Raw genomic sequence first — 13,116 nt, 5'->3', positions numbered from 1 at the left:
GAGGGAAGGGACACGTGGGTATGAAGTGGCGGCACTGGGCGTGGCCCGCGGCACCGCTGGCGCTGGTCCTGCTGGCGGCGACCGGCTGCACGGGCACGTCGGACGCCGGGGCCAAGCCGTCGGCCTCGCCGTCCATGTCGGGGTCACGGGCGGCCGTCGCCCGGATCTGCGACAAGCCGTCCGGCGGCCCGACCAAGGCGCCCAAGGGCGCGGTCACGGTCGACCCCAAGAAGGTCAACGATCTGGCCGCGAAGACCAAGAGCCACCCGGCGGGCACCACCTTCTGGCTGCGCCCCGGCAAGCACCGGCTCAAGGCCGCGCGCTACGCCCAGGTCATCCCCAAGAAGGGCGACATCTACATCGGGGCGCCCGGCGCCGTCCTGGACGGCCGCAAGGTCAACCAGTACGCGTTCGGCGGCCAGGCCAGTGACGTCGAGATCCGCCACCTGACCGTGGAGCGCTTCGTCCCGCCGCAGAACGAGGGCGTCGTCAACCACGGTTCGGCAGACCGCTGGATCATCGAGAACTCCACGATCCAGCGCAACAAGGGCGCCGCCATGATGACCGGCGCCCACCAGCGGATCCGCGCCAACTGCCTGCGCGACAACGGCCAGTACGGGGTCAACGGCTACAAGGACGGCGACACCGCGCGCGGCCTCGTCGTCGAGGGCAACGAGGTCGTCGGCAACAACACCGACGACTGGGAGAAGAAGCAGCCCGGCTGCGGCTGCACCGGCGGCATGAAGTTCTGGGCCGTCGACGGCGCGGACATCCGCGGCAACTGGATCCACGACAACCGCGGCGCCGGACTGTGGGCCGACAACAACAACAACGACTTCCTCATCGAGAACAACCTGATCGAGGCCAACGACGGCGCCGCCCTCATGTACGAGACCAGCTACAACGCGATCGTCCGCAACAACACCATGCGGAACAACAACTGGGTCGGCAGCCGCCGCTCGGCCGAGCGCGGCGACAGCTTCCCCTACGGGACGATCTACGTCTCCGAGGCCGGCGGCGAACCCCGCGTCAAGGCCCGCACCGACAAGCTCGACATCTACCGCAACCTGCTGGAGAACAACTGGAACGGCATCACACTGTGGGAGAACTCCAACCGGTACTGCAACAGCCCGGCCAACACCTCCACCGGTGAGTGCACGCTCCTGGTCAAGGACCTCAAGAAGTGCGCCCGACCGGGGATCGCCAAACCGCCGCTGTACGACGACTGCCGCTGGAAGACCCAGCGCGTCGACATCCACGACAACCGCTTCGTCCTGGACAAATCCGTCGTCAAGTGCACCGAGAAGTGCGACCGCATGGGCGTCCTGTCCCTGTACGGCACCTACCCGGACTGGTCCCCGTACAAGGGCACCAAGGTCGGCAAGGCCATCGCGCTCAAGCAGCACAACCGGTGGCGCGACAACGTGTATCGCGGCTCGTGGAAGTTCGTCGTCGAGGACCAGAGCAAGGTCGTCGACCGCGAGGACTGGCAGGACGCGCCGTACAAGCAGGACGCCGGCAGCACCTTCGGCCGGAAGGCCGGTGGCTGACATGGCCGACATGACCCTCGACACCGCCCGCCCGCCGAAGGCCGTCGGCATCGTCTGGCTCCTGCTGTGCATCAACACGATGGGCTCGGCCGGCGCGAAGACCGTCTTCCCGCTGCCCCGCTCCGTCATCCAGCTCGTCACGATGGGCTCGCTGGTCGCCGCGTTCACGCTGGCGCTCGTGCTCAACCCGCGGCTGCGCATCCGACCCAGCGCCTTCGTGTTCCTGCTGACGATGCTGCTGGTGCCCAGCGTGATCTCCAGCCTGGGCGTGGGCCCCGGCGGCCTGTTCCGCTGCGGCCGCCTCGCCCTCTTCGTCGGCACCCTGTGGCTGGTCAGCTGCTGGTGGGACGGCAGCCTCACCTTCGTCCGCTACCACATCCGGATGTACTCGGGCGTGCTCCTGACGGTCGTCGCGGGCCTCGCGATCTCCCCGGGCGCCGCGATGCCCGAGCTGTACGGCGGCCGGCTCGTCGGCGCGCTGTGGCCGCTCACGCCGCCGCAGATCGGCCAGTACACGGCGGTCATCATCGGGCTCACCGTGCTTCTCGTGGTGGGCCGCCGGATCGACCGGACGAGCGCGGTCGTCGTCATCGTGCCCTCCCTCGTGCTGCTCGCGCTCACCCACACCCGCACCGCGACCGTCGGCCTGCTCGCCGGACTCGCGCTCGCCATCTGCTCGCTGCTCCTGACCAGCGCGTCCGCCCGCCGCTTCTTCGGCTGGTCGGTGCTCGTCGTGGCGGTGGCGGCGGTCGGCTTCGCGGGCGCGGTCCAGGCGTGGTTCCTGCGCGGCCAGAACAAGGAGTACTTCACCAGCCTCACCGGCCGCGCCAAGGTCTGGGACGCCCTCCTCGCGGCGCCCCGCACCACAGCCGAGCAGTTCTTCGGCACCGGGCTCGGCGACAAGTCGTTCGGCGGACTGCCCATCGACAACAGCTGGCTGGCCGTCTACAACGAGCAGGGCCTGATCGGCGTCACCGTCGTCGCGGCTCTCCTCCTCGTCCTCGGCGGCGTCGCACTCCTGCGGCCGCCGTCGCTGCCGAGGGCCTGCGCGATCTTCCTGATCAGCTACGTCGTGCTCTCGTCGTACACCGAGGCGGGCCTGGGCGACGCCTCGCCGTACCTGCTGCACCTCGCGCTCGCGGCGACGCTCCTCGCGGCGCCCGCCGAGACCGCGCCGATCCCCGCCCCCACAGAGCCCCGACGACGTCTCCCGCGCTGGGCCCGGGAACGGGAGGTGAGCTGACCATGCACGTACTCGTGGTGCACAACCACTACTCGTCGGGACAACCCAGTGGCGAGAACCGGGTCGTCGCCGAGGAGGTCGCGCTGCTGCGCGCGGCGGGCCACCGCGTCGACCTGTTCGAGCGGCGCAGCGACGACATCGCGGGCCGCTCGCTGCTCGGCAAGGTCGCGGTGCCGCTGCTCGTGCCGTGGAACCCGGCGGTCCGCAAGGAGTTGGCAGCCCGGCTGCGGGCCGAGCGCCCCGACGTGGTGCACGTCCACAACGTGTTCCCGCTGCTCTCTCCCGCGGTCCTCGCGGCCTGCGCGGACGTCGGCGTGCCCGTCGTCACGACGCTGCACAACTACTACCAGGTGTGCCCGCCCGGCACGTTGCAGCGGGACGGACGGCTGTGCACGGACTGCGTCGGCACGAAGGTGCCGCTGCCCGCCGTCCGCCACGGCTGCTACCGGAACTCCCGGCTCGCGACGGTGCCGCTCGCCGTCAACCTGTCCGTCAACAGGCGCCGTTGGTGGTCGGACGTCGAGCGCTTCTTCTGCATCTCCGGAGCGCAGCGCGACGTCCTGGTGCGCGCAGGCATGCCGGCGGATCTCCTCACGGTGAAGCACAACTTCGTGCCCGACCCGGGAGTCCGAAGGGAGGGCGACGGCGAACACCTGCTGTTCCTCGGCCGCCTCGCCGAGGCCAAGGGCGTACGGGTGCTCACCGCGGCCTGGGACATGATCGCGGCGGAGGGCGGGGTCGGCGTGCCACTGGTGCTCGCGGGCTCGGGCCCGCTGGAGGCCGAGGTGCGCGCCTGGGCGGAGGGCAGGGACGACGTGCGCTACGTCGGGCTGCTCGACCCGGACGAGGTCCGCAAGGCCGTCGCCCGGTCCGTCGCCGTGGTCGCGCCTTCGCTGGCGCCGGAGACGTTCGGCCTGGTCGTCGCCGAGGCGATGGCGGCGGGCGTGCCGGCCGTCGCCGCCGGGCACGGTGCCTTCGTCGAGATCGTCGACGACGGGGTGACGGGCCTGCTGCACCGGCCGGGGGAGCGCACCTCGCTCGCCTCGTGCCTGCGCCGGATCACGGCCGACGCCGCGGGCAACCGGGACATGGGCCGCGCGGCCCGCCACCGCTACGAGCAGGGCTTCAGCCCGGCCGTCGGGCTCGCGCGCCTGGAAGAGGAGTACCGCTCCGCGATCGCGGGCCGGTCGACATCAATGGGGGACGAACCAATGGGGGGCAGTAAATGACCGCATGCCGACTCTGCGGATCGACGACGCTCGCGAGCGTCGTCGACCTGGGGGCGACGCCGCCGTGCGAGAGCTTCCTCGCGGCGGACCAGCTGGACGCCCCGGAGCCCGCGTACCCGCTCCACCTGCGGGTGTGCACGGAGTGCTGGCTGGCGCAGATCCCGCCGCTGATCACACCCGAGGAGACGTTCCAGGAGTACGCGTACTTCTCCTCGTTCTCGACGTCCTGGGTGGAGCACGCGCGTACCTACGTCGCCGACGCGGTGGAGCGGGCCGGTCTCGGCGCCGACGCCTTCGTGGTCGAGGTCGCCAGCAACGACGGCTATCTGCTCCAGCACGTGGTGGACCGGGGGATCCGCTGCCTGGGCATCGAGCCGTCGGTCAACGTCGGCGCGGCGGCCCGCGAGAAGGGTGTGCCCACGCTCACCGCGTTCCTCTCGCCCGAGACGGGCGCGAAGGTCCGCGCCGAGCACGGCCCGGCGAACCTCGTCGCCGCCAACAACGTGTACGCGCACATCCCCGACGTCGTCGGCTTCACGCAGGGCCTGCGAGCCCTGGTCGCCGACGACGGCTGGGTCTCCATCGAGGTGCAGCACCTGCTGACCCTGATCGAGGACAACCAGTACGACACGATCTACCACGAGCACTTCCAGTACTACACGGTCGCCTCCGCGATCCGGGCGCTCGCCAGCGGCGGGCTCGCGCTCGTCGACGTCGAGCTGCTGCCCACCCACGGCGGCTCCATCCGGCTGTGGGCGCGCCCCCAGGAGGTGGCGGGGGAGCCGTCCCAGCGGGTCGTCGACGTACTGGCCCGCGAGAAGGCGGCGGGGCTCCAGGAGCTGTCCGGGTACACCGAGTTCTCCGCCCGCGTCGCAAAGGTCCGCCGCGACCTCCTGAAGTTCCTCATCACGGCGGCCGAGGAAGGGAAGACGGTCGTCGGCTACGGCGCCCCCGGCAAGGGCAACACGCTGCTCAACCACTGCGGCATCCGCCCCGACCTGCTCGCCTACACCGTCGACCGCAACCCCTACAAGCACGGCCGGTTCACGCCCGGCACCCGGATCCCGATCCTGGACCCCGAGCAGATCGCCGCCGACCGGCCGGACTACGTCCTCGTCCTCCCGTGGAACCTGCGCGCCGAGCTCGTCGAGCAGCTGTCCTACGTCCACGAGTGGGGCGGCCGGCTCGTCTTCCCGATCCCGGAACTGAGCATCGTCGAGGCGCCCACGAAGGAGGCAACAGCATGAAGGTCGTCCTGTTCTGCGGCGGTTACGGGATGCGCATGCGCAGCGGCGCCACCGACGACGTGCCCAAGCCCATGGCGATGGTCGGCCCCCGCCCGCTGATCTGGCACGTCATGCGCTACTACGCGCACTACGGGCACAAGGAGTTCATCCTGTGCCTCGGCTACGGCGCGCACCACATCAAGAACTTCTTCCTGAACTACGAAGAGACGACGTCGAACGACTTCGTGCTCCGCAACGGCCGCGCCGAACTGCTGTCCAACGACATAGCCGACTGGACGATCACCTTCGCGCAGACCGGCATCGAGTCCCCGATCGGCGAGCGGCTGCGCCGGGTGCGCCACCACCTCGACGGCGACGAGATGTTCCTCGCCAACTACGCCGACGTCCTCACCGACGCCCCGCTCGACGAGATGGTCGACCGGTTCGCCGCGCGCGACGCCGGAGCGTCGATGATGGTCGTGCCGCCGCAGTCCTCGTTCCACTGCGTGGACCTCGGCGAGGACGGCCTCGTCGGCGGCATCACCGCCGTCAGCGACATGCCGCTGTGGGAGAACGGCGGCTACTTCGTGCTCCGCCAGGAGGTCTTCGACCACATCCCCGAGAACGGGGACCTGGTCGCCGACGGCTGCGCCGGGCTCGCCAAGGAGGGTCGCCTCGTCGCTCACCAGCACCGCGGTTTCTGGAAGCCGACCGACACCGTCAAGGAGCGCGCCGCGCTCGACGCCGGGTACGCGCGCGGCGAGCGCCCCTGGGCCGTGTGGGAGCGCGACGCCGCGGGGGTGGGCGCGTGATCCGGCTCTCCACCGGCGGCCCGGACCGGATCGTCGCCGTCGGCGCGCACTGCGACGACATCGCCATCGGCGCCGGCGGCACGCTGCTCTCGCTGTGCCGGGCCCGCCCCGGACTGCGTGTCGACGCACTCGTGCTCTCCGGCGGCGGCACCGAGCGCGAGCAGGAGGAACACGCCGCGCTCGCCGCCTTCTGCCCCGGCGCCGACCTCCGCCTCACCGTGCACAAGCTGCCCGACGGACGGCTGCCCGCGCACTGGGAGGAGGCCAAGTCGGCCGTCGAGGAACTGCGCGCGCAGGGCGACCCCGACCTCGTCATCGCCCCGCGCACCGACGACGCGCACCAGGACCACCGGGGGCTCGCCCGGCTGATCCCCACCGCGTTCCGCGACCACCTCGTGCTCGGCTACGAGATCGTCAAATGGGACGGCGACCTCGGCCGGATGACGGCGTACCAGCCGCTCACCGACGACATCGCCGAGGAAAAGGTACGGCTGCTGCAGGAGCACTACGCCTCGCAGCGGCACCGCCCCTGGTACGACCGCGAGGCCTTCCTCGGCCTCGCCCGGATCCGGGGCATCGAATGCCACGAGCGCTACGCCGAGGCGTTCGCCGTCACCAAACTCACGCTCGACCTGGGCGCCCGCACCTCGGGCGCCCCCACTCTGGGGGACTGAACCTTGCGCGTACTGCTGACCGGACACCAGGGCTACCTGGGCACCGTCATGGCCCCGGTCCTGAAGGCCGCAGGACACGACGTCGTCGGCCTCGACTCCGGCCTGTTCGCCGACTGCGTCCTCGGCCCGACACCCGACGACCCGCAGGGGCACCGCGTCGACCTGCGCGACGTGACCGCCGACCACGTGGCCGGCGTCGACGCCGTCATCCACCTCGCCGCGCTCTCCAACGACCCCCTCGGCTCGCTGGCGCCCGAACTCACCTACGACATCAACCACCACGCCTCCGTACACCTCGCGAGACTCGCCCGCGAGGCCGGCGTCAAGCGCTTCCTCTACGCCTCCACCTGCTCCGTGTACGGCGCGGCGGGCGGCGACGAACTCGTCGGCGAGGACGCCCCGCTGCGCCCCGTGACCCCGTACGCGGAGTCCAAGGTGCGCGTCGAGGACGACCTGCACGCCCTCGCCGACGACGACTTCACGCCCGTCTACATGCGCAACGCCACCGCCTTCGGCTACTCGCCGCGGCTGCGCGCCGACATCGTCCTCAACAACCTGGTCGGCCACGCACTGCTGTCGGGCGAGGTCCTCGTCCTCTCCGACGGCACACCCTGGCGCCCGCTCGTGCACGCCGCCGACATCGCCCGCGCCTTCACCGCCGCGCTCACCGCGCCGCGCGAGGCCGTCCACGACCGGGCGTTCAACATCGGCAGCGAGATCAACAACGTCACCGTCGCCGAGATCGCCGAGCAGGTCGCCGAGGCGGTGACCGGCGCCAAGGTCAACATCACCGGCGAGTCCGGCGCCGACCCGCGCTCCTACCGGGTCGACTTCTCCCGCTTCCGCGAGGCGATACCCGGATTCGACTGCGAGTGGACCGTCAAGCGCGGCGCCCTCGAACTCGCCGACGCCTACCGGAAGTTCGACCTCACCAAGGACGCCTTCGACAACCGCTTCACCCGCCTCGCCGTGCTCCGCTCGGCGTCCGCGGCCGGCGCCGTCGACGACACCCTGCGGTGGCGCCCGTGACCGCGCTCGGAGCGGAGATGCACGCCCTGGTGGAGCGGATGTACCCGCTCTGCCGGAGCATCACGGGCGACGGCGTGCGCGCCACCCTGGCCCTCGTCGGTGAACACATCCCGCTCCACGTGCACGAGGTACCGACCGGCACCCAGGTTCTGGACTGGACGGTGCCGCAGGAGTGGAACATCAGGGACGCGTACGTCGCCGACAGCGCGGGCAACCGGGTCGTCGACTTCGCCGCGTCCAGCCTGCACGTGCTCGGCTACAGCGTCCCCGTCGCGAAGCGGATGCCGCTCGCCGAGCTGCGCGAGCACCTGCACACGCTGCCCGACCAGCCGTCCCTGGTGCCGTACCGCACCAGCTACTACAAGTCGGAGTGGGGCTTCTGCCTCGCCCAGGACACGCTGGACGCGCTGCCGGACGGCGAGTACGAGGTGTGCGTCGACTCCACCCTGGAGGACGGGCACCTCACCTACGCCGAGCACGTCGTCCCCGGCCAGGTGCCCGACGAGGTGCTCGTCTCCTGCCACGTCTGCCACCCGTCGCTCGCCAACGACAACCTGGCGGGCATCGCGGTCGCCACGTTCCTCGCCAAGGAGCTGGCCGAGCGCGACCCGTACTACACGTACCGGTTCGTGTTCGCCCCCGGCACCATCGGGGCGATCACCTGGCTCGCCCGCAACAAGGACCGCGTGGACCGCGTCAAGCACGGGCTCGTCCTCGCCTGCGCGGGCGACCGGGGCGACCTCACGTACAAGCGGAGCAGGCGCGGCGACGCCGAGATCGACCGCGTGCTCCGGCACGTGCTGACCGCGTCCGAACGCCCGCACCGCATCACGGAGTTCACGCCCTACGGGTACGACGAGCGGCAGTACTGCTCGCCCGGATTCGACCTCGGCGTCGGCTCGCTCACCCGCACCCCGTACGCCGGATACCCCGAGTACCACACCTCGGCGGACGACCTGGACTTCGTCTCCCCGGAGGCGATGGCGGACACCCTCTCCGTGTGCCGCGAGGCGTTCGCCGTCCTGGACCGCAACCGGCGCTACGTCAACCAGAGTCCTTACGGGGAACCGCAGTTGGGGCGGCGCGGACTGTACGACGCGCTCGGCGGGCGCAGCGACACCAAACAGGCCCAGATGGCGATGCTCTGGGTGCTCAACCTGTCCGACGGCGACCACAGCCTCCTGGACATCGCCGAACGCTCCGGGCTGCCCTTCGACACCGTCGCCACGGCGGCCGACGCCCTCGGCGGCGCCGGGCTGATCAAGGCGTGACGCCGATGACCACCGAGGAGGAGAAGACGACCGGACCGACCGCCGGATCCGCCCGGCGGGCCCTCGCGGGTCGGCTGTCCTGGGGGCTCGCCGACCAGGCCGCCTCCAGCGTGTCCAACTTCGCGGTGGGCATCTATGTCGCCCGCTCGCTCGGCGTGACCGCGTTCGGCGTGTTCAGCCTGGCCTGGGTGACGTACGGCGTGGTGCTCAACGTGTCGCGGGGGCTCGCCACCGACCCGCTCGTGGTGCGCTTCAGCGGCGTGTCCGACGCCTCGTGGCGCGGTGCGGTGGCACGCGCGTCGGGCACCGCCCTGGGCGTCGGCATCGCGCTCGGAGCGGCGTCCTTGGTCGTCGGCCTCGCCGTCGGCGACCAGGTGGGGACCGCGTTCGCCTGCCTCGGCGTCGTCCTGCCGGGTCTGCTGCTCCAGGACTCCTGGCGGTTCGCGTTCTTCGCGGCGGGCGCGGGGCGCAAGGCCTTCGTCAACGACATCGTGTGGTGCGTGGCGCTGGTCCCGGCCCTGCTCCTGGCGGCCCGCGTCGGCGGCGTGCCCGCGTTCGTGCTCGCCTGGGGCGGCTCCGCCGCGGTCGCCGCCGTGTACGGCTGCCTCCAGTCCGGCATCCGGCCCCGGCTCACCGGGGCCCGCGACTGGCTGCGTGACCACCGCGACCTCGGCACCCGCTACCTCCTCGAGAACGTCAGCAACAGCGGCGGCTCCCAACTGCGGGCCTACGGGCTCGGCGTGATCGTCGGCGTCGGCGCGGTCGGCGTCGTGCGCGGCGCCGAACTGCTGCTCGGCCCGTTCATGGCCGTCCTGATGGGGCTCTCGCTGGTCACCGTCTCCGAGGCGGCCCGCGTGCTGCGGCGGGCCCCGCACCGGCTCGGCACGTTCTGCCTGATGCTCGGCGGCGGGCAGGCTGTCGCCGCGCTGCTGTGGGGCGCGGCCCTGCTGCTTGTCCCCGACCGGGCGGGGGAGCTGCTCCTCGGCGACGTGTGGGCCGCCTCCTCGCAGCTCATCGTTCCCGTCACCCTCGGCGTCGCGGGCGCCGGGCTCGGCACCGGCGCCGCCGCCGGGCTGCGCGCGCTCGGCGCGGCCCGGCTCAGCCTGCGCTCCCAACTGTTCGCCTCCGCCTGCTACGTCGGCGGCGGGCTCGGCGGCGCGGCCGTCGGCGGCACGGTCGGCTCCGCCTGGGGAGTCGCCGCCGCGACCGTCACCGGCTCCGCCGTGTGGTGGCTGCACCTGCGGTCGGCCCTGCGCGCACACCGCCACAACACCCCCGAAGTGAGGACCACATGACCGCCCACCCCCGGCTGAGCATCGGCCTGCCCGTCTACAACGGCGAGGAGTACCTGGCCGAGTCCCTCGACGCGCTGCTCGGCCAGACGTACGACGACTTCGAGCTGGTCATCACCGACAACGCCTCGACCGACCGCACGCAGGACATCTGCCGCGACTACGCCGGGCGCGACCAGCGGATCCGCTACATCCGGCTGCCCCGCAACATCGGCGCCGCCCCCAACCACAACTACGTGTTCACGCAGTGCCGCGGCGAACTCTTCAAGTGGGCCTCGCACGACGACCTGTACGCCCGCGACCTGCTGCGCCGCTGCGTCCAGGCCCTCGACGAGCACCCCGAGGTGATCCTCGCCCACGCCGACCAGGCCGTCATCGACGAGGACGGCAAGGTCAAGGTGCCGTACGCGTACACCCTGAACACCGACTCGCCACGCGCCCCCGAGCGCTTCCGCAGCATGCTCTTCGAGCCCGGCGGCGACGACTTCTACGGCGTGATCCGCGCCGACGTGCTGCGCAAGGTCAAGCCGCACGACAGCTACCACCACGCCGACCGCACCTTCGTCGCCGAGATCGGCCTGCACGGCCCCTTCCACCAGGTGCCCGAGCTGCTGTACTTCCGCCGCGACCACCCGACCCGCGCCGAGCGCGCCAACCCCTCCAAGCGCTCCCGCTGCGTCAACCTCGACCCGCGCCGCGCCGGCGTGCTGCACCCGACGCCCCGCCTGCTCGCCGAGTACGTCCTCGGATTCGTGTCCGCGATCCGGCGGGCCCCGCTGTCATCGGCCGAACGCCGCGCCTGCTACACGCACTTGGCGGCGTGGGCCACCAGCAGGGCCAGGCCGGGCGCGGGGGAGCGGGTCGAGGACCGCGCCCCCGTCGACCCCGCCCAGCTCGACGTGAACATCGACGACCTGGTCGCGGGCCGCGAAGGCAGGAAGCCGTGACGCCCGTGCGCGTCGGGGTGTTCGGCCTGCTCGGCTCCGGCAATCTCGGCAACGACGGCTCACTGGAAGCCGTCCTCGATCACCTGCGCACGGCCCACCCGGACGCCCGTGTCGACGCGCTGTGCGGTGGCCCCGAGACCGTCACGGCCCGGTACGGCATTCCCGCGACCCGGCTGCACTGGAACCGCGGCGAGTACCGCACCGCGTCCCGCGTCGGCGCCGTCGCGGCCAAGGGCGCCGGCAAGCTCGTCGACATCGTCCGCACCGCCGCCTGGGTGCGCCGGCACGACGTGGTGATCGTGCCCGGCATGGGCGTCCTGGAGGCCACCCTGCCGCTGCGGCCCTGGGGCTTCCCGTACTCCCTGTTCCTGCTGTGCGCGAGCGGCAGGCTGCTCGGCACCAAGGTCGCGCTCGTCGGCGTCGGCGCCGCCGCGATCCGTGACCCCGCGACCCGCGCCCTCGTGCGCTGGTCGGCGCGGCTCGCCGCCCACCGCTCGTACCGGGACACCCAGTCCCGCGACGCGATGCGCGCGATGGGCGTGCGCACCGCCCGCGACATGGTCCACCCGGACCTCGCGTTCGCCCTGCCGACACCCGAGGGCACCGTCCGGCAGGAGGGCACGGTCTGCGTCGGCGTCATGGACTTCCACGGCGGCAACGACGACCGTGCCCGCGCCGACGAGATCCACCGCCGCTACGTCGACGGCGTGATCAGCTTCGTCCGGTACCTCGTCGACGACGGCCGCCGCGTCCGCCTCCTCACCGGAGACGACTGCGACACCACGGTCGTCGACGCGATCCGCGCCGCCGTGGACTCGCCGCAGGTCACCGCCGCCGAACCGGCCTCCCTCACCCACCTGATGAGGGAGACCGCGACCGCCGACACCGTGGTCGCCACCCGCTACCACAACCTGATCTGCGCCCTGAAGTCCGGCACCCCCACGCTCGCCCTCACCTACGCGGCCAAGAGCGACGCCCTCATGGCACGGATGGGCCTCGGCGCGTACTGCCACTCCGCCCGCGAGGTCGACGCGGACCGACTGATCGACCAGTTCCGGGCCCTGGAGAAGCGCTCGACCGAACTGCGGCAGACCCTGGCGGAGCGCAACGAGGCCGTCGCGCGCGAACTCGCCGACCACCTCACCCGGATGTCCACCGCACTGTTTCCGACCAGCCACGCCGCCGCGCGTCCGGAGGACCGATGAAACTGACCGAAGTCCCGGAGATCGCCGGGGCGTTCCTGCTCGAACCCACCCCGCACGCCGACGAACGCGGCTTCTTCTGCCGCACCTTCGACGCCGACGTGCTCCGCTCCGTGGGCCTCGACCCGCACGCCTTCGTCCAGGACAGCGTGTCCCGCTCCGTCAAGGGCGTGCTGCGCGGAATGCACCTGCGCTCCGGCAAGGGCGAGGCCAAGCTGGTCCGCTGCTCGTACGGGCGGATCTTCGACGTCGTGGTCGACCTGCGGCCCGAATCGCCGACCTACCGCAACCGCGCCACCTTCGAACTCTCCGGCGACACACAGGTGACGCTGCACATCCCGGCCGGATGCGCGCACGGGTTCCAGGCGCTCAGCGACACCGCCGACACCTCGTACCGCATCGACCGGCCGCACGACCCGTCCGAGGACGTGACCATCGCCTACGACGACCCGGAGCTCGCCATCCCGTGGCCGCTCCCGGTCGGCCCGATGTCCGAGCGGGACCGCAAGGCGCCGAGCCTCGCCGAGGTCCTGAAGCAGAAGGGGAGTTGAGGCACACGTGCCCACCGAGAACACGACCGACACGGTAGACACCGAACGCTTCGAGCTCCCGCGCTCGCGCACGGCCAACGAGCGGCTGCA

12 protein-coding genes are annotated in these 13,116 nt (G+C 71.8%); all 12 read left to right on the top strand.

Annotated features, from left to right (window positions below; all coding sequences use genetic code 11):
• The first annotated feature begins 14 nt into the window (after positions 1 to 14).
• The 12 genes from ACTWJ8_RS01435 to rfbC are packed head-to-tail and all read left to right on the top strand — an operon-like array spanning position 15 to position 13,026.
• Positions 15 to 1,550 (top strand): right-handed parallel beta-helix repeat-containing protein, encoded by a 1,536-nt coding sequence (locus ACTWJ8_RS01435; protein WP_443262466.1) that lies wholly within the window; start codon positions 15 to 17, stop codon positions 1,548 to 1,550.
• A 1-nt stretch (position 1,551) separates the two neighbouring features.
• A complete protein-coding gene (locus ACTWJ8_RS01430) occupies positions 1,552 to 2,793 on the top strand; it encodes an O-antigen ligase domain-containing protein (protein ID WP_443262465.1) in 1,242 nt (413 codons plus the stop codon).
• A 2-nt stretch (positions 2,794 to 2,795) separates the two neighbouring features.
• Positions 2,796 to 4,022: a glycosyltransferase family 4 protein gene (locus ACTWJ8_RS01425; protein WP_356382036.1), complete on the top strand. Its 1,227-nt coding sequence runs from the start codon at positions 2,796 to 2,798 to the stop codon at positions 4,020 to 4,022.
• Positions 4,019 to 5,269 (top strand): class I SAM-dependent methyltransferase, encoded by a 1,251-nt coding sequence (locus ACTWJ8_RS01420; protein WP_356382039.1) that lies wholly within the window; start codon positions 4,019 to 4,021, stop codon positions 5,267 to 5,269. The genes ACTWJ8_RS01425 and ACTWJ8_RS01420 overlap by 4 nt, the downstream gene beginning before the upstream one ends.
• Positions 5,266 to 6,060 (top strand): glucose-1-phosphate cytidylyltransferase, encoded by a 795-nt coding sequence (locus ACTWJ8_RS01415; RefSeq protein WP_356382042.1) that lies wholly within the window; start codon positions 5,266 to 5,268, stop codon positions 6,058 to 6,060. The genes ACTWJ8_RS01420 and ACTWJ8_RS01415 overlap by 4 nt, the downstream gene beginning before the upstream one ends.
• Positions 6,057 to 6,734: a PIG-L deacetylase family protein gene (locus ACTWJ8_RS01410; protein ID WP_443262464.1), complete on the top strand. Its 678-nt coding sequence runs from the start codon at positions 6,057 to 6,059 to the stop codon at positions 6,732 to 6,734. Before ACTWJ8_RS01415 ends, ACTWJ8_RS01410 begins: the two co-directional genes overlap by 4 nt.
• Before the next feature lie 3 nt (positions 6,735 to 6,737).
• The gene (locus tag ACTWJ8_RS01405) at positions 6,738 to 7,763 is read left to right on the top strand and encodes an NAD-dependent epimerase/dehydratase family protein (RefSeq protein ID WP_443262463.1); all 1,026 of its coding nucleotides are present in this window, start codon (positions 6,738 to 6,740) and stop codon (positions 7,761 to 7,763) included.
• Positions 7,751 to 9,034 (top strand): DUF4910 domain-containing protein, encoded by a 1,284-nt coding sequence (locus ACTWJ8_RS01400; RefSeq protein ID WP_443262461.1) that lies wholly within the window; start codon positions 7,751 to 7,753, stop codon positions 9,032 to 9,034. Before ACTWJ8_RS01405 ends, ACTWJ8_RS01400 begins: the two co-directional genes overlap by 13 nt.
• 5 nt (positions 9,035 to 9,039) lie before the next feature.
• A complete protein-coding gene (locus ACTWJ8_RS01395; protein ID WP_443262460.1) occupies positions 9,040 to 10,329 on the top strand; it encodes a hypothetical protein in 1,290 nt (429 codons plus the stop codon).
• Positions 10,326 to 11,273, top strand: a complete 948-nt coding sequence (locus ACTWJ8_RS01390; protein ID WP_443262459.1) for a glycosyltransferase family 2 protein — start codon at positions 10,326 to 10,328, stop codon at positions 11,271 to 11,273. Before ACTWJ8_RS01395 ends, ACTWJ8_RS01390 begins: the two co-directional genes overlap by 4 nt.
• The gene (locus ACTWJ8_RS01385; RefSeq protein WP_443262458.1) at positions 11,270 to 12,478 is read left to right on the top strand and encodes a polysaccharide pyruvyl transferase family protein; all 1,209 of its coding nucleotides are present in this window, start codon (positions 11,270 to 11,272) and stop codon (positions 12,476 to 12,478) included. The genes ACTWJ8_RS01390 and ACTWJ8_RS01385 overlap by 4 nt, the downstream gene beginning before the upstream one ends.
• Positions 12,475 to 13,026, top strand: a complete 552-nt coding sequence (rfbC, locus tag ACTWJ8_RS01380) for a dTDP-4-dehydrorhamnose 3,5-epimerase (protein WP_356382063.1) — start codon at positions 12,475 to 12,477, stop codon at positions 13,024 to 13,026. Before ACTWJ8_RS01385 ends, rfbC begins: the two co-directional genes overlap by 4 nt.
• Positions 13,027 to 13,116: the final 90 nt, after the last annotated feature.

This window comes from Streptomyces sp. SDT5-1 (assembly GCF_052245995.1).
In the GTDB taxonomy this organism is placed as follows: Bacteria; Actinomycetota; Actinomycetes; order Streptomycetales; family Streptomycetaceae; genus Streptomyces.
Note: the sequence above shows the minus strand (reverse complement) of the source record. Positions and strands in the feature narration are given on the sequence as shown.